Origin of the sequence: Amycolatopsis sp. NPDC049868 (assembly GCF_044461365.1) — a bacterium.
Classification (GTDB): domain Bacteria; phylum Actinomycetota; class Actinomycetes; order Mycobacteriales; family Pseudonocardiaceae; genus Amycolatopsis.
Map to the genome: position 1 here is coordinate 284325 of NZ_JBITKV010000011.1, position 25931 is coordinate 310255.

The following is a 25931-nucleotide window of genomic DNA, read 5'->3' on the forward strand; positions in this document are numbered from 1 at the left end:
GTACGTACGCGCTGGATGGCTTGGCGTAGAAGGGCGTGGCTACGTGCCGGGTGGTGGGGGAGGGATGATCAGTTCGGACATCTGGATGGGCCAGTGGAACTTCGCGCCGTAGCGGCGCATCAGGTCCGGGACACGTTGCAGCTCGGTCATGATCGGGTCGCTCCGGTACACCGGCAGGGCCATTAGGGCGGCGGTGTCGGCGTCGATCCCTTTCAGGCGCTTGACCACGGTCTCCTCAACCAGCTTCCGGCTCGCCATCGCCGCTGCCGCCGCGTCGCGCATAGCTCGCTGGAAACCGGCGATCGCCCCCGGATTGGCGGCGGCGAACTTGTCTAAGGCGCCGTACAGCCCGATCGGGAAGTTTTTCGCCGAACCGGTCGCCGGATCCGCGATCGGGCGTAGACCCTGTTGTTTCTCCGCAGCTATTGCGAATGGCTCGGGGAACAACGCCGCCTCGATATCGCCAGCCGTCACCGCGGCTGCCATGCGCCCGAATTCCAGGTTTGCCCAGGTCGCCGAATTCGGGTCGGCACCGTGGTCGGCCATCAGCGACTTGGTCAGCGTGTCACTCACGCCGCCTTCGGCGTTGCGGCCGAGCTTCTTCCCAGCCAGGTCCGGGACTGTCTGCACCGGTCCCTCCGGGCGGGCGAGGACTCTCATGGTCTTCTCGCCGGCGACAGCGGCCTCGGCGACGATCTTCAGCGGGAGACCGCCGTTAACGGCGTTGACGTAGGCGATGTCGCCCGCGTAGGCGATATCGGCGTCGCCGCTCTGGAGTTTCGTGAGCGCGTCCTGGCCGCTTGAGGCCGGGACCAGCGTGACCGCGATACCTCGCTGGACGAAAAGCCCGTGGTCGATCGCGATGTGCAGCGGTGCCACGTCCGCCAGCGTCATCGCGGCGACCTTGACCGGAATACCCGGGCCAGGAGGCGGCTCGTCGCCGCCGAGGAGCCCGCAACCGGCCGTGACGGCGAGAAGAGCGGCACCGGCTGCCACGTGAATGCCGGTGCGGACGAGCCTGTGACGCGAGAGGGAAGATCTCATCGGGAGTTCTCCGGGATCGACGAAGGAACGCCGGGCCGGACACGACCAGGCGGGGAACAGGGATGACGACTGCGGCGCCGTGTCAGCGGTGCAGGCGCCGTCGGGACGAAGTCCGGCAGCGGGGCACGTCGCCGCGCAGGAGAAGGCCGCTCAACGAGTCCGGGCAGGCGCTGTGCGGTTGCAACCCCGGCTTGTCCAGCTGGTCGCGATGCAGGCCCGCCTCGGCCAGAATCGTCCAGAGCGCGGCGGCCCTGCCGTCCTCCGGGACACAGTTCTGGTGAGCGAGGGTGAGCACGCGACGCCACAAGAAGGTGAACTTCGGATCCGTCAGGACCCAGCCGCGGAACAGACCTTTGCGTGCGGCGCGTCCCCGCTGCACCGCTGTCCACGCGACCGTGTAGGCGGGCCCCTCGATTTCAGCGAGCATGTCCTCGACATCGAGATTTCGTGACAGGGTCGCGAGTATCGCGCGGCCGCACGGCGCGGCCAGGTACTCGATGGCCGTAGGGTCGAGAACATCGACGCGTCCGCCGCGGACGCTCACAGCGCCGGCAAGGACGAGCTCGGCCACAAGACCGACCGCTACCGCTGATCTGTCTCGATGGGACTGACGAGGGACCACGTGATCGCGGTGTTCTTCCTCGGTCGCGGACAGCACCAGCGCCGGAAGGAACGTCGGACTCTCGTCGTCCACCGGTGTCGTGGAATGTAGTGGTTCAGGCAATATGTCCTCCCCTAGGACGAGACGGCCGGTCCGGGCGGCCTTCTCAGGAATGTGGGTGGCTAGGCGTACGGCCAGGGTCTTCCTTTGTGCGCGAGGGCTCCCACGTTGAGTTCGTCGACGGCGAAGCGCTCCAGAAGCGGGCCGGCCGTGTACCACTTCGAACACGGAACGAGCGTCGACTGAGTTGTCAGTGGGCCGGGAACGACAATCGGCAGTCCCGCGAAGAACGCGGTGATCTCCGCTTTCGAGCGAAAATGCCGGGTGCCGAAGCTGTGCTCTGCGAGAACGCTCGCGGCCTTCACGATCGCGGCGCTCGCGGGGACGTCGTCAGGGATACACAGGTGGCTCGCGGCGAAGAACGAACCCTCGGCGAGCGTGTCGATCTGGCCCGCGGTGACGTCCGCAGCGGTCGTGTTACTACCTAGCGGGAGGAAAGGCAGGGTGGCGCAATGCAGCAACGCGACCGGTTCAGAGCGCTCCAGCGGGATGCTGGGGTCCTGGAACAAGCGGGTGAGTAAGGCAGGGTCAAAGATGTCGTCGTGGACGACACGAATCGACGGCCCGCGCTCCTTGATCGTCGAGTCGAAGTCGTTCCGGGCGTGGCTTGCGTTGTCCGGTTCCGGCTCCACGTAGACCACGACCGCATCAGGGTCGTCCCGATGGATGAGTTCGTGCAGCGGAGCTGCGGCCGTCTCACGCTGATCAACACCGAGCAGCACGAAAGTCCGCACTTGTGTGCGGTTGAGCAACATCCGGCATACCCGCGCCCGGAACAAGAAATCCTCGGTGAACACACGCTTGCCGCCATCGAACCCGCCCGGCAGCACGCGGGCGATCTTGCCGGCGACCTCACGGTCAGCGTCGTAGTTGTCCTTGCCGCCAACCAGCGCGTCGATCACCCGCACACGGCTGTGCCGCTCTGGACGCGCCAGCTGCTCTGACGGCAACACCCGCGATGTGGCGACACTGGAACCCACGTGCATCAACCCCTCGAAATGTGATGGGGTGATCTTGATGACGGCGTGGCGTGTAGACCAGGCAATCTAATGGGTAATCTCACCGGCAATCAACCGGCAATAGATCGGCAACCCGCGCCTGTCACCTGCGCAAATAACGGTCAGTTACATGCACTCTAGTCTGATTGGGTGAGAATAGGGGGCCCGATGGCACGCTGCGGGTTCCCGAAATATGGGCGGCCAAGACCAGAGGCAGGTCAGATTGCGGTCCAGGTCCAGGGACGTGGAAGCTGGCCTCGTAGGCAGGCGAGACGATGCTGGCATTCCTGAGCGACCCGTGCGTCTGAGGACGCCTTACTGAGCGAGAAGGCTAGCCACCGTAGTTCTTGAATATCGGCGAGGAGGCGAAACTCGCTTGTGTGGGTCAGGTCGAAGCCGCCGTATGCGTTCACGAAGCCGTCATACGCGTCCTTGGTCAGCCGGTCGAAGTCGGTGTAGTCGACGGCGATCTGGACCAGATCCCAAGCGTGGCGGCCGAGGCTGACGGCTTCGAGGTCGAGCAGGACAGCGTGGCCATCGTCGAGCACGGCGACGTTGCCCTGCCACGCGTCACCGTGGATGACATCGTGGCCAGTTGGGCTCGGCAGCGCGGCGTACGACTGCCGGAGGGACTCTTCGTGGTCCGTGAGCCAGATGCGGTCGTCGGAGTCGAGCCAGATCGCGTCGCGAACGCGGCAGCCGATGTCGGCAAAAGGGTCGTGGCTGGGCAGCTTCAGGTGTTGCGGCGGGGCGAGCTGGTGTAGTCGCCGAAGGAGTCCGCCGAGCTCCGCCGGGGTAGCCGGACGATGCGAGGGAAGCAGCTTCCACCACGTGACCGGACGGTCATCGACGCACAGGCCCTGCGGAAGTGTCTCGATTGTCCGGGTGGCGGAAACACCCTCAGCGTTCAGCCATCGCGACACGGCGACCTCTCGCTCGGCGGAACGACTACCGCCGGGTGAGCCGATCCGAGCAACGATGCCACCGGGCAGCGCGTACATGACGTTATTGCCGTCTCGGATCAGCGAAGCACGCTTGGCGTCCAGGCCAACGGCCTCGGCCGCGTGGCTCAGGGCGCGGAGGGCGGATTCCGGGGTAGATGTCACCACGCCATAGTCCCAGGGATGTGCTACGCGAGAGATGCGATGGCGCTGCGCAGTGTGGCGACCTCCTCGTGGGCGGCATGTTTGGTCGCGACGCTCGCCAGCTGAGCCAGTTCTTCGAAGATCCGCCTTGAACTGATTTGCTTCGCCTCCTCGACGGCTGTAGTTCCGATCGCTGCGGCTTCGACGGGGTCTCCTGAAGTCATCAGGAGTGTGGCTAACCGAATACGAGAGAAGGTCCGCGAGCGTGGATAGGCGTCGCCGTGCAGACGAATAGCCGACTGCAGTCGCCCAGCTGCGATCTCTGGACGGTTTGTCCGCCGTGCTTGGATCAGCATGGCCTTACCGGTCGAGCCAAGATGTTCCGCCTCGTCGTAATAGCACAACCAGGGAGGATCCTCGGCGGGAGTCCGTGCGGCGAAACACTCATCAGCGCGGTCGACATCGGCCGCGGTTTCCTCGCCTCGGCCATTCAAAGCGAGCAACCTGGCGCGCACCGCCCAGAGCATCGCCTGGCCAGTTTTCGCAAGCCGGTCTGATCGAACCTGAGCGTACTCAATCGAGGTCAGAGCATCCTCGTACTCGCCCAGGTAGATCTGCTTGCGCGCGATCTCGCTCAGAATGTTCGCCCGCAAAGGCCACGCCTTGCCTTCGGTCGCCGCCCACAAGCCGAACTGGAAGAAGCGGTCCGCCGCTGTGTAATCCGCGATGTCAAACGCCGTGTGGGCGACGACAGCGCTCAGATTCGCTACCGCCTCGTACATGTCGTGGCGAACTTCATTCGTTCCACTGGCATATAGCAGACGCTGCGTCCACCGCAACTGGGCCGCGGCGGCCTCGCACGCCGGCCCGCCGCCGAACTTGTTTTCCGACATCGCAATGGCCCAGGTGATCGCCTGAACCTGCTCGACATCCACGTGTCCGATCCGCTTCGGGACCGGAGTGGCCACCGTCGTCCGAGCCAGAAACTCAGCAGGTGGCGCGTCTAACGTCGGGAACATCGCGAGTGCCTCAAACTCAGGAGCTTCAGGCGGCGCGACCTGGGCTGGTGGTGTGAGGCCGAGCATGAGGCGGAGTTCTTGGTGTGTGCGGTTGAGGGCGGGGGCCAGGCGTAGCTGGTTGTCGCGGGTGGGTGTGGAGTTGCCGTGTTCCCAGTTGCGTATGGACTTGGGGTAGACGTCGATGGCCTCGGCGAGGCTTTCTTGGGTGTGACCAGCCGCTACGCGTGCGGCGATCAGGTCGTCTCGTCGCTCTGCCACTGCTGGCCTCCCCTCGTCCGCAGTCTGCATCGGTGCAGGTCGAGGCTACCAATTGCCGGTCGATTGCCGGTAGATGCCCGGTCAGCGTGCGCGTCTGGGATCGAAGTGTTGCAGAGTCGCCGAGGTCGTCAGTCTTTCGTCATGTGGGGTCGACAGGTGCACGCCGAACGATCGCCTGGTCAAGGCGGCCATCGTTGTTGTGGGAGGACGAGGTCATGGCAAGCTTGTGGCGTTGAACTGGCCGTGGGTGGACGACGTGTAGGAGAAGAGTGATCCGTTCAGTCGTTTTCGACGTGGGTGAGACTTTACTCAAGGATGACCGGGAGTGGGGCGCATGGGCTGATTGGCTCGGCGTTCCGTTGAATACCCTGTCTGGCCTTGTAGGTGCGGTCACGGCTGCCGGTCGCAATAACTCTGAGGCGTTCCAGCTCATTCGCCCGGGATTTGATCTGGCCGTCGAGCGCCAGTTGCGGGAGGACGCTGGGGTCGGCGAGCGGATCGAGGAATCAGACCTGTATCCCGACGTGCGTTCCACACTGGAGGCGCTGCAGGAAGCGGGCTATTGGCTCGGGATTGCGGGGAACCAGACAGTTGTGTCGGCCAAGCTTCTCCGGCAGCTCGGATTGCCAGTGGACGCGATCGCCACTTCCGGCGAATGGGACGTCGCCAAACCGGACCCCGGGTTCTTTCAGAAGGTCAAGGAGATCGCCCCCGGGAATCCTCACGAGATCCTCTACGTCGGTGATCATCGGGACAATGACGTAGTGCCTGCCCGTGCGGCTGGGTTGCGATCTGTGTTGATCCGGCGCGGCCCGTTGGGCTATCTGTGGGCAGACGACCCGATCGTGCGCAAGAGCGCAGACTGGGTGATCGACTCGCTCGCCGAACTTCCCGATTTGCTTGCGTCTTGACTACAGCCCGAAGGAACTCTGGCCCTGCGGTTTCACCAGGTTGGCCGCGAAATCACTGACGGCGTCCCGCAGTTCGCCGCGAGCTTCGGGCTTGAGGTACTCGACGATCTCGAAGACTTGTGGATGCTCACGAACGTGTTCAGGAGCGATCTTCCAGGCTTTCTGGAAAGCGCTCAGCGCCCGCTCAGGCTGGTCGGCGAGGTGGGAGGCACGCCCTAGGTCGATGTAGAAGTGTGAGCGACGCTCCGCTGGCATAGCGAAGGGAGGACGCCAGCCTCCCGCGAGACGAAGAGCCTCACCGGCGTCGCCGATCTCGACGGCAAGCGACAGCCGATGGATACGCACGGAGGCCGCGCCAAACGCAGTACCGAGGTGAATGCCTTCATTTACTAGCCGGGCGACCTGCTGCGCTTCCTCGATGTGGTCACGCGCCTGGAGTGCGTTCCCCGCGCGTGCGGCCATGACTGCGGCACGCATGTGCAGTGTGCCGTAGGTGGCGGCTGCCGTTTCTGACTCTCCAAAGCGGATGTCATTCGCTGCGGCCTCAAGAATGCGCCTTCCTGCCTGGAGGTCTTCAGATGCGAAGAAGATTTCGCCTCGGACGTACGAACTTGTCCCGACAAGAAGGCTGTCCTCTGACTGGAGTGAGAATTCTCTGAGAGACTGAATGATCCGCGCCGACAGATCGTAATAGCCGAACTTGTCGGCAATCGCATCCGTCGCTCGATAGGTGAATGCGAGCAGGCGGGCGTACTGGCGCTTGGTGCTGCCCGGTGCTATGAGGATTGCTCGATGTAGTTCGTGAAGAACCTCGGGTAGCTCGGCGGACAGGGTCGCATAGTCGGATTGCAAGCGCCGCTCGACGACGGACTGAACGATCGATCGGAGCTCGTTCAGAGTTCGTGTTTGGCCATCTGGTGGCACGTCGCGGGTATCAAGTGCACGCCGCAAATACGGGATCTGCGCGTGAACGACACCCTCTGCGGCGGAGCTCTCCGGCGCCCCTATTTGCCAACTGTGGACAGGTATGGCTGGTGGTGTGAGGCCGAGCATGAGGCGGAGTTCTTGGTGTGTGCGGTTGAGGGCGGGGGCCAGGCGTAGCTGGTTGTCGCGGGTGGGTGTGGAGTTGCCGTGTTCCCAGTTGCGTATGGACTTGGGGTAGACGTCGATGGCCTCGGCGAGGCTTTCTTGGGTGTGACCAGCCGCTACGCGTGCGGCGATCAGGTCGTCTCGTCGCTCTGCCACTGCTGGCCTCCCCTCGTCCGCAGTCTGCATCGGTGCAGGTCGAGGCTACCAATTGCCGGTCGATTGCCGGTAGATGCCCGGTCGGATTGCCTGGTGCCGGCGGAACGAGAGGCGAAGGATCTAGCGGAAGCAGACGACGCACGTGAAAAGGATTCCATGGTCACGAGGTATTGGACACAGCCGTGCTGGCGGAGCGGTGTGACGCCACAAGTTGATGGGATGTTGGACGTCGGCCTTGCTTGGTGATGATGGGTCTTACCCATTTCCGCGTTTACGAGCACCGCCAGCCGAGCATGGATTCCGTGGTGAAGTCCATCGCACGAGCAAGCGATTAAGGTCTCTGACATCTGGAGTCGTGCACGTTCTCGATCTCGGGACCCAGCTAGACCTTCGGATCCTGGTTCCGTTGTGTTTACGTGCTTCGGACCGCGCCGAACGCGTGTACCGGGGGAGTCAAGCTGCGGCTTCGTACGTTGTGACTGCGTCTGTCGTCAACTGTCCAATGTGTCTTGACATGGTCACGGACGCTGCCACCACTTGGATACCTGTAATCCCTACTGCTGACTCAACGCCTCCGGAGCCGCGAATCTGGTGGTCCTCGGTGCAAGGAAGTCGTCAGCTGCTGGACTTTCAGCGAGATCCAGAGAGGTTCAAGCTGGCCCGCTCCCACCGCGCCGCGGCCAGACGCTTGGCGGACGTGGTGGCGCGGGCGCCGGTTACAGAGGTGATCAGTGTTTGGGGCGACGTGCTGTCGCACAGCGGAAGCCTGGTCGAGCCCGGTGCGGGGAACGAAGACATCACGGTGCTTGTCCGCCGTGTGATGGCGGGCGTTCGCGCTTGTAGAGGGGATTCAGTGTGCGCGGAGGTGTTGTGCGGTCCGGTCAGGTCCGGTTCATGAGCTACAACATGTTCACCTACGGCGAGGACCTTGTGAGGGCTGAGCTTGTCCACAAGGTGATCCGGCAGCAGCGGGCGGAGGCGGCCGAGGTGGGTGATGCGCTGGTGGTCGCGGTGCAGGAGTTGATCGCCGGCGACCGGGCGGTCGGGGGCGGCGGCACACGGTGGTGTCGTCGCTGGTGGCCGGGGGCCGGTCGGCGGAGTAAGGCAGGGCGCGCGGGGTGGCGGCTGCGGACGTTGGCTGAGGCGACCGGTTTGCGGTGTGAGTATCAGCGGAACCGGCCGGCCGTCGGGGTGGGCAATCAGCGGTATCACGTGGGGTTGTTGTGGTCGGACGAGCTGAGCCCGGCCGGTGGGTTCGCCGTGGTGGCAGGTCAGGCGTTGTGGCATGCGTATCTGCAGCTCGACCTGGACGTCGGGGTACGGGAGCCGGTGGCGCACGGGTCGTTCCATGCGCGGCCGCATGGGCTGCGTCAGCGCGCTGACGAGTGCGAGGTGGTGGTGAAGCGGGTGTACCGGCCGCCTCACCGGCGGGCGACGCTGGTCGGGCTGGACCGGAACGGAGTCGCGGCGGATCTGCCGGGCTGGCTTCCGCATGCCTCAGGCGGGCTGTGGCCGGAGTACGACCACGACCCATTCCACGTGCGGCACGGCGAACCGTGTCACACGGTCGACTGGGATCACGAGTTCGTCGTCCAGTGCCGGACGTGGATCAACGCCGACGGGACGCGGGGCTGGGAGGCGGACCGGACGGCGGGACGGGTGCTGTGTGATGGCGGCCTGGTGGACGCGGCCGCGGCGCTCAAGGTGCCGTGGGCGGCGACCGTGGGGCATTGGTCCGGCGATCAGGCGTGCGGGCCGCGTCGGTTCGACAGCGTGATCGTCACTCCTGACGTCGTGTCCGGGCTGGTGTCGTGCGAGGTGATCGCAAGCCCGCTGGCGAAGAAGGCGTCGGATCATCTGCCGGTGCTGGTCCGGTATGCCCCGGCCGAGATCGTCAGCGGCTCCCTGGGGCGTGCCGGTGGATAGCGGCCGTGTGTACGGACCTGTCGGGGGAGTGGCGTGATGCCGGGCCTCGACGCGATCGCGGCGCGGATGCCGTGGCGGCGCAGCAGCGTGAGTCGCCGGTCCGCGTGGTGGCCGACGATCGGTGAGCTTGTCATCGAGGCGGACGGCGACGGTATCCCGGACGCCGACTGGTTCGGGCCTGGGGAGGGCAGCCGCGCGTTCGTGCGGTGGATACCGCGTTATGAGCGGTCGCCGTATCGCTTGTGGACGGTCTTGGAGTGGCGGGCGCACGGCGTTCCTGTGGTCGATATCGCGGTCCTGGTCGGTGTGCCGGAGGCACGCGTGCGGTCGTGGTTGGCCCGGAACGCGCGTGAGGCACGGAAAGAACGATTGACGGCCGCGTTGAGAACGCGGTCGACGAGGGGAGAGACGGCATGACGGGCACCGAGTTACGGCTACGGACCGCGACAGCGAACGTGAAACGCGCCGGGTTCAACCGTCGGACGAGGTTTCACGATCACGACAAGCTGGCGGCGACCTTGTGTTCGCTGAAGGAAGCGCCGCACGCGCTGTATTTGTCCGAGTGCACCCATTACACCGGCACGCCCCACGATCCGGATCCGCTCGAGGAGGTCCTCAAGCTGCTCGGCTCGCTGTGGACGACCCCGGGGCCCGATGGCCGTAAGTTCGGCGAAGTCCCCTACCGTGCCTGGATTTCCGAGGTCCCGGGCTCGGTCAACGTCCCCGGATTGTTCGTCGATCCCCGTACCGTCCAGCCGGACACCTGGTATCGGCTCGGCGGCAGGCGGACCCAGCTGGCCAACACCCTCACCGCCACCATCAACGGTCACCCGTTCCGGTTGAAATGCGTGCACTGGAACGGATCCCGCGGCCCGAGCGGTTTGACCGAGCAGGCGGATCAGGACGGTCAGGTCGCGTCGGAGAACGCGCTCTACGCTGGTGACTTCAACACGACCAGCTCGGCTGAGGGGGAGACGGTGTACGAGGACTGGAGTGCGCGTTGCGACCGGGTGGGCCGTCCGTGGATGCGCAGTCAAAAGGGCATCCGCCGCGCGGACGGAACCTGGGGTACGAACACCGGGTTGGACCGGTTCCTGGAGCATGGGTGGTGGGACGCGGGCCAGGTCGCAGGCGACTTCACCCCGACGACGACCGAGCCGGGGACCGCGCTGCGGATCGATCGCATCGTGCTTTCGAAGCGGTCACCGGCCCGGTTCGACCCCGGCTCGTACGTGGTCCATGGCCATCCGCTCCTCGGTAAGGGTGCGACACCGAATGACCATTTGATGGTCAGCGGTGACGTCATCGTGGAGGCGGCAGCATGACCAGGCTGGCCAGGTCGGCGGGCGGGCTGAGCGTGATGCTGCTGTTCGCGACGGTCGTGGCCGGATGCGGCCCTGCTCCGGTGAGCCCGCCGCCGTCGCCGACGACAACTCGGACGATCGGGCCGCTGAGCCAGGTGCCGCCGTACGCGGGGGCACCGGCCGTGCGTGACCCGCTGCCGTCCGCGGTGCTGGCCGGGCATCCGTGCGCGACCGCCCTCACCCCGCCCCAGGTCACGCAGGTTCTGCGGATCGAGGCCATCGGTAGTCCCGACCGGACCGAACCGGCCGGGCCGACGTGTCAGTGGGAGGACCCGGTGACCGCGCGGACCGTGCGGGTGGTCTACGCGACGACCTACAGGCAGGGCCTGAGCGCGGTCTATCCGTCGCGGAGCGCGGAGGAAGGCGGGGTGTGGCGGGAGCTGACGGTGGGCGGCTTCCCGGCGGTGGCCACGACCCAGGATGCGCAGTGGTACTGCACGGTGACGGTCGGCCTGGCCGACGATGCGGCGGTTGGGGTCTCGCTGATCGGCCGCGTGGGCGACACCCGTGACGTGTGCGCGGCGACCGGGAAGGCCGCCGAGCTGGTCGTCACCTCCTTGCGGAAGCAGGTGGGACGGTGACAGCGCCGATGGCACCTGAAGCCACCGGGCGCGACCGGGCTGGCCGGCGGCCGTCGGTGATGCGACCATCCCGGATGGCGGCTGGATGGCCAGGGGCGGCTGCGGCGGCAGCTGTGCTCGGCGGACGCGGTGTGGCTGGTGACGGCTACCCCGTCGCGGGGCGGCGGCCATCAGATCGACCTCGAACTCGTCGACGGGCCACCCGATACTGACCCGCGGGTCGACGTCGTCGATCCGGCCATACTCGCCGACTCTGGCCCGGGTCTGCGTGAGGTTCTGCTGGAGGCGGGGCCGGTGGCTCGGGTTCGGTCCGGTGATCTGTGGGACGCGCTGGTCGGCGCGATCCTGCGGTGCACCATGCCGGCCGAGCGCGCCCGCGCGGTCTATCGGGACACCGCGGCGGGATTCGGGACGAGCTATGCCACGCCACTGGGCCGGGCGAGTCTTTTTCCCTCACCTCAAGTGATTCTGGAGTTGTCGGCGGAGGTGTTCGAGGTGTCCGGGCTCGGCCATGTTCGTGATCGCCTGCGCACTGCGGCGTGGGTCGCCCGCGAGCTGGAGTTCCGGTGGCGGACCGTTCCGTGCGACACGTTCGCCACGATCCTCGGGCATGTGCCGCGGCTCGGATCGGTGATCGCCGGGGCTGCGGTCGCAGACCTCAGCGGCGACTTCCGCTGCCTCGAGCCCGGTGACATCCTGGTCCGCCGCCGGGTCCGTGCGCTGGATCCTGCGGCGTCCTGGCGCGACGATCCGCGGGCATTCGGCACCCGATGGCAAGAAATGACGGGGGTCGAGCGATCGGCCTGGACCGTGCTGGTCCTCGCTGCCGACGCTCGTCAAATCGTGCAGGTGCCGTGACCCTACCTCCTCGTGTGCGCCCACCGGCGAGGCGAACCGGTGAGCGCCAGAATCCGCCGGAGAACGGAGAAGACGTGACCACGACGAACACACTCGACCGCATTCGTGCCGACGCTGTCGCGTTATGCCGGGCTGAAGAAACCGCGGTGTCGATCCGCTCCTACGGCGGGCTGGAGTTCCCCGACCTGCTGATGGACGGCGCCTACGCCGAGCAGATGCGGTCGATGCGGACAGCGTTCACGCCGTTGCCCGCGATCGCGGGTGCAGTCCTGCAACCGCGGCGCTTGGCCGTGCTGCGCCGTGATCCTCCGGCCGAGGCGTCCTTTGTGGTCAACGAGAGCGCGCTGACGGCGCTGGAGTACGGGCGAGGCGAACCTCGTGTCGCGACCGCTCAACTGCGCTGGCTGGCAGACCGCATCGACGAGCGGGCCTGCACCGTGCGGTTCCTGCACTTCGGAGCGCGGCTGGCGCTGACGCCGGACCCCGCATTCGGGCCAGTCCTAGGCGGCACGCCGGGGCCCGCGTTCACGATCGTGACCGACGCCGACGGGCGGGAGACGGTGTTCGCGGACGCGCCGACTCCCAGCCGGATCCACATCGTCCGCGACGAGATCCCTGATGTCCGCGGAGCCGGCTACTACACGCGGCGGTTCGCCGAGCTGAGCGACGCCAGTCTCGACCGCGACGGCAGCCGGGAGCGGATCCGCGACGCGATCCGACGCTGTGAGGAACTGGCCGCCCGCGCCCCAACGGATGGTGACCATTCGACCGGCGCCATAGGCAGCGGCGGCACGAAACGGTCTCGGTGACGTGGGCGCTCACAGCAGTGACGAGCGCGTACCGGGATCGGGCCGGCCAGCGGTCTCCTCCCGCCCCAGCCGTGCCGTGGATCCGGCGACAGTCCGTGAGCTGGCGCGAAAGTACCGCGAGGGAAGAACCATTGAAAGCCTGGCAGCCGAGTACCCCTTCAGCTACCGGCTTGTGCGCGCGGAGCTGCTGCAGGCGGGAGTCAAGCTGCGGCCACCCAGGCGCATGTTGCCACCGACTCCTGACGGCATGGTCAACGACTACTTCCGCGGTCGATCGATCCGCACGTTGGCTGAGCAGCACAATATGAGCTACTCCCAGGCGCGGCGGGTGCTGCTCGCCGAAGGCGTCGTGCTCCGTTCAACCGGGAGACCATCCAGCGGCGGCCAGCGATACTGGTGAGACGACGGCGTCATTCTGGATACCGCGGGGGTTTCCGGAACCTAACAACAGTCGGGCGACACACGGATGCGGCACCGGCCCGAAACGCCACGACGGCAAAACCCGCGCAGGAGTGCGTATCCACCCACCGACGGCAGGACGCGATATCGCTGCACGGTCATGAGGTTTCCGAGATGACTTTGGGTGCGACACCGAGAATCAGGTTTTCCAGTCCTGTATCACCGGTTCCGAAGCTCGCTACCCAGGTTTCCACGAGGACGATCTCAGCGTGCTCCGAGATTCCGAGGAAGTAGCGACCGCGATCGAATTCGCCGATCGGGAAGAGGTTCATGCCGAGATGGGTGCCCCAGTCGGCGAACCTGTCCGTCTCCGACTCGACGTCGCCAGGGTTGAACTCGAAGGGCTCTCGGGCTCGCGAGACGCCGCCGCCACTGAGGTTCACCCGCAAGCCGCCGAACTCAGCGAGGAATCGTTCAGCGGCCTCGTGCATGTGCACCAGTCCGTCAGCTTCCAGTGTGCGCCGCCAGACAGTGGTATCAACATGCCTCCCTGGTTCCCAGCCAGAAGACCGGAGCACGTGTTCGACCTCCGCCGAGAATCTGGTCATTCGCCCGCCCCCACATCACACCCCGATCTGAACGTTCACCCTATCCCGTAGGCGGACTTTCTTCGGCGAGGTAGGTCTCTCACCGTCGAGGCCACCGCCGACGACCGTATTAGGAGCAGAACGTCAACGGCCACCGTGCGCTCGTTCAGGCTCTTGTCCGACGGTGCGCCGTTGGGCACGGGCAGGGAGGAAATCGAGGCGTCCTGAATGGCCGTCGAGGTACTCCGCCTGTCTAGTTGCGTCCGGTTCAGCGGGTGGGGCGCAGGGCGTGTCGGCCGGTGGCTTCAGCGATGTTGCTCAGGTCGGTGAGCAGGACATTGAGCTTGAGCGGGAGTTCACACCGGGTCCGGCGCCGCCACTGCGGGCGGGGACATGCTTCGCAGTCGCCGTTGGTGTCGATCTGGTGCTGATCCAGCAAGGCCCGCAGCGCGCCGGTCAGCAGCAGCACTGCCTGCGCCAGTTGTTGCAGGGGTGCGGTATCGGCGTGGTGCGCGGCACGGTCGTAGCTGTCGAGACGCGTCATCACCTCGTCGGTGAACGTCTGCGCGAGGACGTATGTCACGGCTTCTCCTTATGTGGAAGACGATGTTGTCGCCGACCGCGAACGCAACGGCATCACCGGTTGCGTGTCCACGGTGGTGGAGCGTTGCGCGGGAATGACCGGCTCGCAGGTGTCCGGGTCGGCCGCTATGAGGACCAGAGGGCCGAATCTCGTCGCGGCGGTGGGGGCGCATTCTCCGATCCGGTCAGGTTCCCGGCGGCCTGGTGGCTGGTGGGGAAGCTCGGTGACCGTGGCAGCGGTCATGGTGCGCCATCGTGCCCCGAAGGCGACGGGAAAGGTCGTCTGGGAGAGCCGGGAGTGCTGGTAGGGCATGACTTTGCCGGTGATGGTGTGCCCGTCGATGACGGCCGTGACGAGCGTGCCGATCCACGGTAGTGCCGGAACCGCTCCGACCGGGCTCACGAGGGCGGGCCGGGGTTTGGATTGGTCGGGGGCACGTGTTTGGGGCCTTTCGTGGGCAGCTGGCGAAGCTTCGCGAGCACGCGTTCGACGACGGCGAGGTCAGGGCCAGACAGGGGCCGGTGTACCGGTCGTGCGGCGGCGAACGGGACCACGGGCCGTGCCAGCCGCAAGGGCAGCGGGCGGTAGGGGAGCAGATCGGCGGCGAGCACGGCGACGGCGGGCAGTCTGTGCCGTGGCACCGTGGGTGCCAGCATCACCGCGCGCTCTCGTGCGAGGTCTAGAGATCCGGCCAACGGCAGGTAGGCGGTGGGCGGGTCAGCGCGGCGGGAGCGGGCGACGACGGTGGTTTCGCTTTTCCCGCAATCACAGCGGCAGACGCAGTGTCGTCGGGTCAGGCGTACGGTCCAGGCGGTGACGTCGCGCTCCGGCTCGGTGTCGGCCGGTCCCCAGGTGTGGTGGTCGCGGGCGCAGTCGCCGCAGCGGACGGGATCCGGGTGCACGGTGCGGTGGCCTAGCGGCCGGGCAGGAGACGGGGCGGGACGGCCAGGACGGGCACGGCGCCGTGAGCCGGATGGTCCGCGGCCGGGTGCGCGAGCCGCGCGGCCTGGGAGCGCCGTGTCGTGTTCATCGGGGGGCGTCCTGGCCGGAGGCGGCACGGCGGGCCTCGACGATCTGTGACGGCCACATGATGAAGCCGTGGTCGCATTGGTAACCGGCGTGCTCCCAGGCCCAGGTGTCGCAGCAGTGGCCTCCGACGGCGAAGGACACACCATGCTCGACGACGAGCACGGTGCTGGTGGGTGGGGCAGTGGTCTGGTGTGTCACGGGGATCAGCTCCTCGAAGGGCGGTGAGCGTGGCATTGGGGGTGGGTGCTCCGCGCCGGGGCGGGAGGCGCCGGACGGTGGCGGCCGCCTGCGCTGCCGGCGTCGGGGGCCGCCTGGCAGCGAGCTGGTCACGGCGCGCACGGCGCGGAGCACCTGGTCGTGGTGACATTCGAGTTCGAGAGGGTTGTCGTACTGCCGCGGGCGAGCCGGGTCTCACCCCGTGCTCTCCGGCGGTGCGCAGAGGGAGGGTTGCGCGGTGGCTGGTGCGGCCGGTGTCTCCTCAGCTGCGAGGGGGAGGGTTTCCAGGACGCGGTCGGCGGCACTTCGCGAGCCGGGGGAACTGTCGCGCAGATGACGCCATCGCACTCCTCGGACCTCCGGGGCCCGCATGCGCAGATCCGTGCGTGTGGTGACCCTGGCCATCACCAGCGTCCCGGCCTGCACCATTCCCTGCGCTGTCTGGCTGGTGGCTCCGAGCCGGTGTACCGGGGTTCGGGGGAAACCCCAATCCGACAGAAGCCACGTGGCGGCGTGTTCGAGCGAACTTTCCGGTACGTGGGGAACCGAGGGCAATTGCCATTCCGTTTCCTGGAATGGCGGTGTCAGGGTGCATTGCAGGACGTCGTCCTGGTGAATAATGGCCACCATGAGGCAGGTGTTAGGGCTGTCGGAGGTCACGCTGTTCCTCGCGTAGTCGTCTCTTCCCGGATCCACGGCCGGAAATTGACCGGAATCCGTTGGTGCCGGCCAGATAACCAGTGCGTTCCTGGTGTCCCGGCCGTGCTGTGAGCGTGCCTCGCTCGCGCCTGCCGCGGAACCCCGTGGCGTTGCAGCCACTTGCAGCGCACTGCAATGCGCGTTGCAGCCCTATTGCAGTTCACGGTTCCGGGCGGCACAGTGGAGCGGGATAGGGAGGGCGTGGACAATGAATTTCCGGTGGACGGCGCAATCGGCGATGGCTCTCAAAACGGCGCTGAACCTGAACCTGGCTACGTTTGCCGAGCATCTCGGACTGAGCCCCAGCACCGTCAACCACTGGAGCGCCCCCGGATCCTCGGTCACACCGGGCAGGGAAGCGCAAGAGCTGCTGACCGTGGCCCTGAACCAGGCCACCGGCGAGGCGAAGAACCGGTTCTGGGCCACCGTGGCCGCCGGACCCGGCGAGCCGGTCGGCGCCCCTGAGCGGCTCGATCTGGGCGGTCAGATCCGGGACGGCGCGACGCTGTCGATGACGATGGCCGACGAGGCCGCCCAGCTGGCCTCCAGCGACGAACAGCTGAGCTACCTGCGCGACGAGCTGTGCAGGATCGCCGTCGCCTACGTCCACACGCCACTGTCCACCGTGGTCGACGACCTCCGCGACGCGCAGAAGACCCTGGCGGCCATCACCCAGACCGCGCACCGCCCGCGCAGCGCACACGAAGCGACCCTCCTGTCCGGAGTGCTATGCCTGCTGCTCGCGCACGCCAGCCAGAACGCGGGCGACCAGAAAGCGGCCCTGCAGCAGCTGCGGTCGGCGAGCACCTTCGCGAACGTCGCGGACAGTGACGCGCTGCGGGCCTGGACGCTGGGCTCCGCGGCACTCATGCTCGAGTGGTCCTCCCGCCCCGGGGAAGCCGCCACACGAGCCCGCGAAGGCCTCCAGTACCCCGTCAGCGCGCAATCGCACCAGCGGCTGCTGGCGATCGCCGCCAGGTCAGCCGCACGAGCCGGAGACACCCCGGCCGCACGCGACGCACTCGCCCGCCTCGGCGACCTCGACCCGGCACCCGCCGCCCGCGACGACGTCGTCCACTTCGGCGGGCTACTCAGCTTCCCGGCGACGAAGCTGACCTACTACCAAGGAGGGGCCCTGACGCTGCTCGGCGACTACGAGCGGGCCGAACACCACTCTTCGACCGCGATCAACGGCTACGAAACCGGCCCCCTGGAAGACCGCTCCTACGACGACGAAGCACTCGCCCGACTGGACGTGACCCGCGCCCGGCTCGGCCAAGGCGACGTCGCAGGCGCTCTCGCCGCCGCAGAGCCCGTCCTCACCCTGGACCCGCAGCTCCGGATCCGGCAGATCGACACCGCCATCGGAGGCCTGCGCGCGGACGCACACGCCCTCGCCGGGCGTCGTCACGGCGACGCCGCCGAGCTCACCGACCGCCTCACCGGCTACCTGACCGCGGCCCGGCAGGCGCCCCGAGCACTACCATCGGCTAGTGCCTGATCACCCGGACACCGCCGCCCTGGCCCACGCGTGCCGCGAAGCGGGCCTTGACCCCGGTGACGCGGTCCTGCTGCGGCGGCACGCCACCACCGTCTACCGCATCCCCGGCCCTGGCCAGGGCCTGATCGCCAAGATCGCCCCGCACACCGCCTGGGCCAGCGCGGAGCGCGCTATCCACCTCACCCGCTGGCTCCGCGCCCACGACTTCCCGTGCACCGAACCAGCCGAGGTCAGCCAGCCGATCGCCGCCGGCGCCTTTGTCGTCACCTTCTGGAAGCACTACGACCAAACCCAGCGAGGCCTGCCCAGCGCCCGGCACCTCGGAACGCTGCTCCGGCTGCTGCACGCCTTGCCCGCACCGCCCATCGACCTGCCCACGGCCGCGCCACTGCGGCACTTCGCGGACCTCGTGACCTCCTCGGACACCTTGTCCGACGACGACAAAGCCTGGCTGGTCGCCGAACGCCACCGCCTGCTCACCGAATACGCCGACCTCGAGTTTCCGCTCGGCGTCGGGATGCTGCACGGCGACGCCTACCCCGGCAACACCCTCTGGGACGGACACACCGCACTACTCGGCGACTGGGACGAACCCGCCTTCGGCCCCCGCGAACTCGACCTCGCGCCCACCCTGCAAGGCGGGATCCGGTTCGGGCGCAGCACCGCCGAACTCGACGCCTTCACCACCGCCTACGGCTACGACCCCCGCGACTGGCCCGGCATGGCCACACTGACCGGCTTGCGCGACCTGCACACACTCGGCTCCTTCATCCGCCGCGCCCAGCACGGCGACACCGACGCCGTCAACGAACTCGACACCCGGATCGCGTCCCTGCGCCGACGAGACAACTCCTCCTGGCGCGCCGCCTAGACCGGCGAACCCGATGCCGGGGCTCACCGTCAGTTCAGCCCAGCGTCCAGTCGCCGACACCAGCGACGACAGGATTTTCACCACCCGCAGCGCGGTCATCGTTCTCGATGGCGCCAGTGCCTACGCACCTATCCCGGTGAGCCCCTCCACCTACGCCGACAGCCTTGGCCGGCACCTACACGACCACCTCGACCACGACATGAGCATCGACCTGGCTGATGCCTCGCCGATGCGATCACCGCGACCACCACCCAACTGGACCTGACCGCGGGAGTATCTCCATCCAGCACGGTGGCCATCCTGCGCCGCCGCGACGAGCACGTCGACGTGCTCATGCTCGGCGACAACCTCCTCGTCGCACCCGGCCGCACCATCACCGACCCCCGGCTCGGCCACCTCGACATCCCCGAAAGCCACCTGTACAAGCAGCGCCTCGCGACCGGCACGGGATTCGACGACACTCACCGGGGACTGCTGGTCGCACTCCAACGCCGGCGCGCTCAAGCCTTGCGTAACGGCCGGCCAGGGATACAGCTTCCCTCACTGGCCACCAGCTTTACGTGGATCAGTAGTGGTCGATGAACCAGCGGGTGCACTTGAACTTCCCGCCCGTGGGCTTCACGCATGCCCGTACTGCATAGCTTCGGTTGTCCTCACCCGTTTGAAGCGCTACCGAGCCGGTACGTGCATAGTCACGGCTCGCATCCGAGCTGTTCGCGATGTGCCGGCAGGTCTTGACGCCGCCCATAGCCCGCACATAGTCGTCTGACGGATACCTGGGCTTGGAGTGCATGTTGAAGGCGTACAAGCTCCGCTGCACGTACACCTTGTCATTCCTGGCTACCTTTCCTGCGATCGTGGCCTGAGCCCAGTAGTCAAGGATTGTTTCGGTGTAGAGGGTGAGACGACGCCCCTTGTAGGTGCGCGAGCCGCTGTCGGCGTAGATTCCGGCCGTGTCGGTGCGATCGCAGCCATCGACGTCGCCGGGTTTCTTACTGTCGTCGTCCGGCACCGCCGAGAAGGTGGTCTCGGCGGCCGCTGGTGATGCGGTGCCAAGAACGCCCAGAGGAACTGCCATCACCATTGCTGCTGTCAGCTTTGCCCAGCGCCTGCTTGATGTCTTGTTCGACATTGCTGATCCTTTCCCCTCGATCGGTCGAGTGATCAGTTCCGATGGGAACGTATGCGCTGCCGCGCGCGCCGTTCCAGCCCTTTTCGTTCGGGGGAAAACACATCGTCGCCACGCGACCCTTGGAGGAGACGGGCACGTCGCCGAGTGCTAGCGACATAGTGCCTGATTCGCCTGCTAGAGCGTGACCCGTCCAAGTCCATGAGCGCGGGGCAAGGTGTCAAGCCTTCTGATGCTGCTCGGCTCTCGTCGAGAGTGCCTCGATCCGGTCAAGCGCGAACTCGCCGACATCGTGCAAGGGCCATTACGCGACTGCGGCGAGCGTCATCCGCACTGAAGCCCGTTTCAGACGCTCCTGGCCCGCCGGTCCAGGTGCCCGATGAGGATCGCCCTGATACTTGGTGCGCGGCAGGTCACGAAAGCGGCCCGCATTCGCTACCGTGGTCAGGTGCGAGCGGGGATCGGGGGGCGAGTGAGTGGGACCGGGCGGCGGCAGGCGCTCAGTATTGGCATCGAGTCGTTCGGACGCCCGACTGACCCCGGGCTCGAGCCCGATTTGGATCGCTATCCGCCGCTGCCCTTCGCCGGCGAGCGATCTTCGGCCTTGCGTACCGAGTTGGCCGAGCACGGCTATAGCTGCTTTCCGGTGGACATGGAGGGTCTCGGGGCGGCTGAGCTGGGCGAGACGCTGCGGTCGTTGATCAAGTCGGCTGGGCCGCACGACGTGCTGGTGGTGCACCTGCTCAGCCACGGTGACGTGCTGGCCTCGGGTCTGCACGCGGTCGGCGCCGACGGCGAATGCGACGATCTCAAGGTCGAGGAGTGGCTGTCGAGGATCGAGGACTTCCCGGAGAAAAGGCCGCTGACGCTGTTTCTGCTCGACCTGTGTAACTCGGGTGAGGCAACACGGTATGGATGGCGAGTCGATGTCCGGTCTGAGGCCGCCCGCGCATGGGTGATCGCGGCCAGCGAACATAATGCGCCTGCTTACAACGGGTTCTTCAGCCAGGCCGTGGTGCAGGTGCTGGGCGCGATCCGGCGTGGTGAGCTGGACGTGCATCCCAGCTTCAAGTACGTGCCGTTGGGCACGGTCATCACACGGATCGACGACGAGGTGAAGCGCCTCGGCGCGGGCGGGTTCGGACAGCGGGTGCAGGCCACGCTGGTCAGCGGCGAGTACCCGGAGCTGCCCTTTTTTCCGAATCCTAGTTTCCAGGATGATCCTGTCCGGCATGCACTGTCCACTGTGGATGATCGTGTCGAGCCGTTCGCGGATGTGCGGCTGGATGCCGACCACTTCCGAGATCGCGCCTCGGGGCTCGGGCCGCTGAGGGGCAGGATCAAGGTCGGCTGTTTCACCGGTCGCGCCGAGGAATTGGCGACGCTCTCGGACTGGCTCGACCAGGGAAGCGGCAAGCTGGCCGTGGTCACGGGCGGGCCTGGGGCGGGCAAGTCGGCTCTGCTGGGCGTGCTTGTCTGCGCGGCCCATCCCGCGCTGCGGCAGTCCACGATGGATCTGTGGCGGCATGTCGCGCACCGGCCGTCCGCGAACGACGATCTGGTCGCCGTGCACGCTCGCCAGTGCGATGTGCGCGAGATCGCGGCCTCGATCGGGCGTCAGCTCGGGCTCGGCGAATTGACGCCGGACACGTTGCTGCCCAAGCTCGCTGGTCGGCCGGGGGAGCGGCCGGTGATCGTGCTGGATGCCTTGGACGAGGCGATCGACCCCGAGAGCGTGCTGCACGAGCTTGTGCTGCCCCTGGCCGAACGCTGCCGGATGCTCGTGGGCACCCGCCCCTGGCCCGAACTGGCCGACCTGCGCGCGACGGCCGACCGCGGCGGGCTCGTGATCGACCTCGACCGCGTGACAACCGAGCGGATGCGTGGTGAGCTGGCCGCCTACCTGACCGAACTGCTGGAACTGTCGCCGGAGTTCGGTGATGTCACCTTCGGGGCGTTGCGGGAGCTGTTCGCGGACACGGTCGCCGAACGGCTGGTCACCACCGAGGCCGGGCCGTGGGGTGGTTTCCTGCGCGCGGGAATGATCACCCACTACGCGCTCAAGTCGGGCCTGCCGCGCGAAGCAGGCGCGATCACCGCCTGGCTGGCGGAGAACTTGCCATTGACGCTGCCCGACCTTTTTGAGGCCGAACTGGCACCGGCGCGCGTCGGACCGCTCGGCCGGGCGTTGATGATCACGCTCTCCTGTGCCCGAGGCGGGGGGATGCCGCTCAGCGTCGTGACCCGCGCTGTCGCTGCGTTCCTTGACGGCGCGGAGCCGGGCCAGGCCGAGGTCCGCGAGACCTTACGTCGCTGCCGGTACTACCTGCGCACCATGGCCGACGACGACGGCACCACGCTCTACCGGCTGTTTCACCAGGCACTCGCCGATCACCTCCGCACCATGGCCGATCACAGAGCGCTGCTGGACCGACTCCTTCCACCACCGTCCACATCAGACGGTTCAAGCAGACGGTGGCATCTGGCCGAGTCCTACCTGCGCCGGCACGCCAGCCAACACGCGATCGACGCAGGCTGCCTAGACGAACTGCTCGACGACGCCGAGTTCCTCGTCCACGCCGTGCCGGAATGGCTGGGCCCCGATCTCGCGCGAGCGCAATCCCATGCGAGACCACGGGTCGGCGCGATCTACCAAACATCCAGCGACCGACACCGGCACATGAGCGCGGCTGAACGTCGCAAGTTACTCGCCATCGACGCCCTCATGCACCAGCACGACGACTTGGCTAGTCGACTAGCCCGTCCCGCCGGACTTCCCTGGCTGGACTGGGTGCCGCGCTGGGCCACCGGCGGCCAGACCGAACCAGCCCTGGTCACGACGCTCGGTGGGTTTGGAGAAATCGGCCCGATTGTGGATCTCGACTGTACGACCCTGGACGATCGCCCAGTGGTCGTGACCGTGAGCATGGACTTCACGATCCGGCTCTGGGACCTGCGTGAGCAGAAGCAGCTTGCCATGGCGGAGATCTGGACCTACCCAGGACGGGTCGTTTGCACAATGGTGGCGGGTAGGCAGGTCGTGGTCAGAGCCGGCGACACCGATGCAGTGGAGCTGCGGGATTTGCGCACCCTTCGGCTGCTGGGGCAATGGGGAGATCCGGAGGTGCTTTTCCGGAACCGCCGGTTGAGCTGCGCCCAATGGGCTGGCCGGACAGTCGCGGTCCGGGCGAGTACAGAGACGAACCAGCTTCAGATTATTGACCTCGCCACCGGCGCACTGTCAGCGCCACGATTGGATGTGAATGCGCGAGAGGTGCTGTGCGCTACTCGCGGTGGTGGCGACGTGCTGATTGCGACTGGCGTAAAGGATTCCTCAGGAATTCCGTCGATGTGGATCTGTGACCCGAAGACGGGTCGTGCGTTGATCGAGCTGACATCGTGGCCGGCCAGATCTGGGAGGGACGGGTTTACGTTTGCTGTCACCGAGATCGACGATCGGGCCGTGGTGGTCGTCGTCGGCGAGGATGTGCTGGTGGTACTCGATGTGGAGACAGGCGAAAGCCTCGGTGACCCGGTTCCCTGCCCAGGAGAAGCCTATGCGATCCACTGCGTCAGGCTAGGTAAGCGTGTAGTTGCGGCGATCAGCCTGGCGGCGGAAGGAATTGAGCTCTGGGATCTCGTCCGACGCACAAGAATCGGACCGCGCTTGCTCGCAGGGGGCTGCCCCACCGCCCTGACCACTGTGGTGGACAAGGGCCGTGTCTGTCTGGTTGCCGCGGACCGCCTGAGAATTCGCAGCTGGGATCTGGCAGAGCACCTGGGCAAGCGGCGGCGGCCTGATGCTCATGGCCGGCCCATTCGGCGGATCACCATCCTCGGCGAGACATCGCCGCCGCTTGTAGTTACTGAGGACAACCTGACAACGCGAACGTGGTGCCTCGAGGGCGGCGCACCGTACGGGGCGCTGATTAGTTCGGCCGAGGCTTGGGTGTACGGGTCAGCGCCAACGCTGATGGGGCACAGGCCTGTGCTGGTTGAACGAGACAGGATCAGACACCTCGCCACGGGGCACGTGATCAGGGCCTTGAGAGTGCGGGGAATGACGGACTTTCTCGCCACAAGTGTAGTCGGCGGCCGACCACTCGCTATGGTAACCAGCCAACGAGAAAACGAAGAGGACTGGCTCGTCCTCGACCTGGAGCGCGATGCCATTGTTGGCTGCCACACCCACACCGCTAGAATTAGCAATGCGACTACGGCGGTGTGCTGCGGCTCCCTTGTGGCGATCGCTGATGAGGTGAAAGTCTACGTCTGGGATCTCAGCCACCCGGCTATACCCCCTGTGGTGGTACCGATGCCTGGCAGGGAGTACGGCGACCGGATCCGGCTTGCCCTGACGAACGTCGAAGGGCGAGCGGTGTTGGCAGCAATAACCCGTTGGTCTTCCAGGATGCCTGAGAACTTCGGCGTACGTCTTTTCGATGTCGTCACCCATGAAGAGTTGCCTACACGTTGGCCGGACAGCTGGAAATGCGTGACCGCCGCCACCGTCGGGGAGACATTGATCCTTGGTGGGACACCGCAGAATCGCCCTTCGACGGATCTGAGTGGGTTTGTCGCGCGATATGACCTTCGGGAACACCGCGTGCTTGACGAGATCCCGATGCCCGACCGGGTCGGTGCGGTTGCGGGTACAGCCGACGGCCGGCTCGTGGTCGGCTGCGGCAGCGATGTGGTGGTGCTGGACTACGGGGAGGCAGAGTGACCCGGATCGTTGGCGTGCACGGTATCGGCAACCACGAACCGGGTCTCACAGCCGAGCAAGCCACGACCGTCGTGAGTGGACGGTGGCTCGCGGCGCTGCGGAGGCAGTTGGGAGAGCACGTCGGACTCGATCTTCGTGTGGCCTACTACGCGGATCGTCTCGCCCGAGGCGTGGCGCAGGGCGCGATGGACGACCCGGAGACGCTGACCGAGCCCGAGAAAGAGCTGCTCCTGGCTTGGGCAGGCTGGCTCGGCGCGCCGGCCGAGGTCGCGCAGGGCCGCCTCACCGCCCCGGCCCGCGCCGCCGCGAGCTGGATCGCCCGCACGTTCGGTCTCGACTCCCGGATGGTACGGATCTTCGTGAGCCGGTTCTGCCGGGAGGTGTCCACCTACTTCGAGGAACCAGAACGCCGGGACGCCGCACGGACCCGGGTCACCGGGCTGCTCGCCGAGGCTCGGCCCATTGTGGTGGTCGGGCACTCGCTCGGGTCGGTCCTCGCTTACGAGGCACTGTGGCGGATGCCGGATCTCGACGTGGAGCTGCTTATCACGCTCGGTTCGCCGCTCGGTCTCCCAGACGTGATCTTCGATAGACTGGATCCGGTGCCGGACAAGGGGAAAGGGCGCCGACCGCCTTGTGTGCGGAGGTGGGTCAACATCGCTGATCCCGGCGACATCGTCGCGATCCCACGTGGCCTGCCCGCGCGGTTCACCGGTATTGCGGCCGACCTGACCGATCAGATCGGCCTGTTCGACTTCCATAAGGTGACGAACTATCTCGCCAGCCCGGCGACCACGGCCGCGATCGCCTCAAGGGCGGAGGAAGCCTGACCCTCGTCATTCACGAAGCTGAACCGGCCGCGCCCCAACACCGTGACGGTGCTCATGAAGCTGGGGCTGATTCAGAGTGGGCAACCCGCAACCTGACGCGCACATAAGACCAGCGAGCGTCAGTCGGCACCCGATCGGGACGCCCACGGTAGGTCTGTCCGGGCGGGCCTTGGCAGCGGCCGCGGGTTTTGTGTCCAGGTCAGTCGCGATCCAACGGGCCGCAGCGTTCGTCAACGGAGTGATCGACGGAATGCAGGTTCCCTTCCCGATTTTCACCTTCGACGACGACCGCGAGGCCCCACATGGTTCGTCGGCCAGTCTCCGAGTCCCGCCCTCGCCCGAAGTGACGCAGCCAGTCGATACCTTCGCATCATCGACGAGCTGCGTCGGCCGGAGCGTTCCTCCTGACCGGAGAACCTCGAGGAGGAGCTAGATCGTGTCGGCAGAAATCTCGGCATCTGAACCGAGCGCGCTCATAGTCGCAGGTCGGTAAGGAACAGTATCGTGACCGAGACCGCAGCGGCAGGTGCGCCGTGCTGGCC

General features: G+C 66.6%; 25 protein-coding genes. 14 read left to right on the top strand and 11 right to left on the bottom strand.

Annotated features, from left to right (window positions below; all coding sequences use genetic code 11):
* Window positions 1–39: 39 nt before the first annotated feature.
* From ACIBTM_RS35625 to ACIBTM_RS35645, 5 genes are all read right to left on the bottom strand, one after another.
* Complete coding sequence (locus ACIBTM_RS35625) at window positions 40–1044, bottom strand: ABC transporter substrate-binding protein (RefSeq protein WP_395881538.1); 1005 nt, start codon at window positions 1042–1044, stop codon at window positions 40–42.
* Between the two features lie 82 nt (window positions 1045–1126).
* Window positions 1127–1738 carry a hypothetical protein gene (locus ACIBTM_RS35630; protein ID WP_395881539.1) on the bottom strand — a complete coding sequence of 204 codons (612 nt, stop codon included), beginning with the start codon at window positions 1736–1738 and terminating at the stop codon, window positions 1127–1129.
* Between the two features lie 89 nt (window positions 1739–1827).
* On the bottom strand, window positions 1828–2745 hold the full coding sequence (locus tag ACIBTM_RS35635) for an SAM-dependent methyltransferase (protein WP_395881540.1): 918 nt from the start codon (window positions 2743–2745) through the stop codon (window positions 1828–1830).
* A gap of 236 nt (window positions 2746–2981) precedes the next feature.
* Window positions 2982–3872: a phosphotransferase gene (locus ACIBTM_RS35640; RefSeq protein ID WP_395881541.1), complete on the bottom strand. Its 891-nt coding sequence runs from the start codon at window positions 3870–3872 to the stop codon at window positions 2982–2984.
* Window positions 3873–3892: 20 nt separating this feature from the next.
* Entirely contained in the window at window positions 3893–5125 is a 1233-nt protein-coding gene (locus tag ACIBTM_RS35645) for a helix-turn-helix transcriptional regulator (protein WP_395881542.1), read from the bottom strand.
* Window positions 5126–5394: 269 nt separating this feature from the next.
* Between ACIBTM_RS35645 and ACIBTM_RS35650 the strand changes: the two genes are divergently transcribed.
* Entirely contained in the window at window positions 5395–6036 is a 642-nt protein-coding gene (locus ACIBTM_RS35650; protein WP_395881543.1) for an HAD family hydrolase, read from the top strand.
* Here the strand turns inward: ACIBTM_RS35650 and ACIBTM_RS35655 are convergent, their stop codons facing one another.
* The gene (locus tag ACIBTM_RS35655; protein ID WP_395881544.1) at window positions 6037–7281 is read right to left on the bottom strand and encodes a helix-turn-helix domain-containing protein; all 1245 of its coding nucleotides are present in this window, start codon (window positions 7279–7281) and stop codon (window positions 6037–6039) included.
* Between the two features lie 855 nt (window positions 7282–8136).
* Between ACIBTM_RS35655 and ACIBTM_RS35660 the strand changes: the two genes are divergently transcribed.
* The 7 genes from ACIBTM_RS35660 (at window position 8137) to ACIBTM_RS35690 (ending at window position 13219) form a co-directional block, all read left to right on the top strand.
* Complete coding sequence (locus ACIBTM_RS35660) at window positions 8137–9207, top strand: hypothetical protein (RefSeq protein ID WP_395881545.1); 1071 nt, start codon at window positions 8137–8139, stop codon at window positions 9205–9207.
* Window positions 9208–9243: 36 nt separating this feature from the next.
* The gene (locus ACIBTM_RS35665; RefSeq protein ID WP_395881546.1) at window positions 9244–9624 is read left to right on the top strand and encodes a hypothetical protein; all 381 of its coding nucleotides are present in this window, start codon (window positions 9244–9246) and stop codon (window positions 9622–9624) included.
* On the top strand, window positions 9621–10532 hold the full coding sequence (locus tag ACIBTM_RS35670; RefSeq protein ID WP_395881547.1) for a hypothetical protein: 912 nt from the start codon (window positions 9621–9623) through the stop codon (window positions 10530–10532). Before ACIBTM_RS35665 ends, ACIBTM_RS35670 begins: the two co-directional genes overlap by 4 nt.
* On the top strand, window positions 10529–11152 hold the full coding sequence (locus ACIBTM_RS35675) for a DUF3558 domain-containing protein (protein ID WP_395881548.1): 624 nt from the start codon (window positions 10529–10531) through the stop codon (window positions 11150–11152). The genes ACIBTM_RS35670 and ACIBTM_RS35675 overlap by 4 nt, the downstream gene beginning before the upstream one ends.
* A gap of 138 nt (window positions 11153–11290) precedes the next feature.
* Entirely contained in the window at window positions 11291–12010 is a 720-nt protein-coding gene (locus tag ACIBTM_RS35680; RefSeq protein ID WP_395881549.1) for a hypothetical protein, read from the top strand.
* Between the two features lie 74 nt (window positions 12011–12084).
* Window positions 12085–12819 carry a Scr1 family TA system antitoxin-like transcriptional regulator gene (locus ACIBTM_RS35685; protein ID WP_395881550.1) on the top strand — a complete coding sequence of 245 codons (735 nt, stop codon included), beginning with the start codon at window positions 12085–12087 and terminating at the stop codon, window positions 12817–12819.
* 76 nt (window positions 12820–12895) lie between these two features.
* A complete protein-coding gene (locus ACIBTM_RS35690; protein WP_395881551.1) occupies window positions 12896–13219 on the top strand; it encodes a helix-turn-helix domain-containing protein in 324 nt (107 codons plus the stop codon).
* Between the two features lie 157 nt (window positions 13220–13376).
* Here the strand turns inward: ACIBTM_RS35690 and ACIBTM_RS35695 are convergent, their stop codons facing one another.
* From ACIBTM_RS35695 to ACIBTM_RS35710, 4 genes are all read right to left on the bottom strand, one after another.
* Window positions 13377–13826 carry an SUKH-3 domain-containing protein gene (locus ACIBTM_RS35695; RefSeq protein WP_395881552.1) on the bottom strand — a complete coding sequence of 150 codons (450 nt, stop codon included), beginning with the start codon at window positions 13824–13826 and terminating at the stop codon, window positions 13377–13379.
* Window positions 13827–14073: 247 nt separating this feature from the next.
* Window positions 14074–14388 (bottom strand): hypothetical protein, encoded by a 315-nt coding sequence (locus ACIBTM_RS35700; protein ID WP_395881553.1) that lies wholly within the window; start codon window positions 14386–14388, stop codon window positions 14074–14076.
* 398 nt (window positions 14389–14786) lie between these two features.
* On the bottom strand, window positions 14787–15290 hold the full coding sequence (locus tag ACIBTM_RS35705) for a hypothetical protein (protein WP_395881554.1): 504 nt from the start codon (window positions 15288–15290) through the stop codon (window positions 14787–14789).
* 124 nt (window positions 15291–15414) lie between these two features.
* Window positions 15415–15615 (bottom strand): hypothetical protein, encoded by a 201-nt coding sequence (locus ACIBTM_RS35710; protein ID WP_395881555.1) that lies wholly within the window; start codon window positions 15613–15615, stop codon window positions 15415–15417.
* A 955-nt stretch (window positions 15616–16570) separates the two neighbouring features.
* Between ACIBTM_RS35710 and ACIBTM_RS35715 the strand changes: the two genes are divergently transcribed.
* Genes ACIBTM_RS35715 through ACIBTM_RS35730 form a run of 4 tightly spaced genes read left to right on the top strand, consistent with a single transcriptional unit; the run spans window position 16571 to window position 19286 of the window.
* Window positions 16571–17833 carry a hypothetical protein gene (locus ACIBTM_RS35715; protein WP_395881556.1) on the top strand — a complete coding sequence of 421 codons (1263 nt, stop codon included), beginning with the start codon at window positions 16571–16573 and terminating at the stop codon, window positions 17831–17833.
* Window positions 17826–18704 (top strand): phosphotransferase, encoded by an 879-nt coding sequence (locus tag ACIBTM_RS35720; protein ID WP_395881557.1) that lies wholly within the window; start codon window positions 17826–17828, stop codon window positions 18702–18704. The genes ACIBTM_RS35715 and ACIBTM_RS35720 overlap by 8 nt, the downstream gene beginning before the upstream one ends.
* 13 nt (window positions 18705–18717) lie before the next feature.
* A complete protein-coding gene (locus ACIBTM_RS35725) occupies window positions 18718–18969 on the top strand; it encodes a hypothetical protein (protein WP_395881558.1) in 252 nt (83 codons plus the stop codon).
* A gap of 26 nt (window positions 18970–18995) precedes the next feature.
* Window positions 18996–19286, top strand: coding sequence for a hypothetical protein (locus tag ACIBTM_RS35730; protein ID WP_395881559.1), 291 nt, complete (start codon window positions 18996–18998; stop codon window positions 19284–19286).
* Here ACIBTM_RS35730 and ACIBTM_RS35735 read toward each other — a convergent pair.
* Window positions 19270–19836, bottom strand: coding sequence for a hypothetical protein (locus tag ACIBTM_RS35735; RefSeq protein WP_395881560.1), 567 nt, complete (start codon window positions 19834–19836; stop codon window positions 19270–19272). The genes ACIBTM_RS35730 and ACIBTM_RS35735 overlap by 17 nt on opposite strands.
* A gap of 376 nt (window positions 19837–20212) precedes the next feature.
* Here ACIBTM_RS35735 and ACIBTM_RS35740 point away from each other — a divergent pair, with 376 nt between their 5' ends.
* Window positions 20213–24559 carry a hypothetical protein gene (locus tag ACIBTM_RS35740; protein WP_395881561.1) on the top strand — a complete coding sequence of 1449 codons (4347 nt, stop codon included), beginning with the start codon at window positions 20213–20215 and terminating at the stop codon, window positions 24557–24559.
* A complete protein-coding gene (locus ACIBTM_RS35745) occupies window positions 24556–25389 on the top strand; it encodes an alpha/beta fold hydrolase (protein ID WP_395881562.1) in 834 nt (277 codons plus the stop codon). The genes ACIBTM_RS35740 and ACIBTM_RS35745 overlap by 4 nt, the downstream gene beginning before the upstream one ends.
* Window positions 25390–25931: the final 542 nt, after the last annotated feature.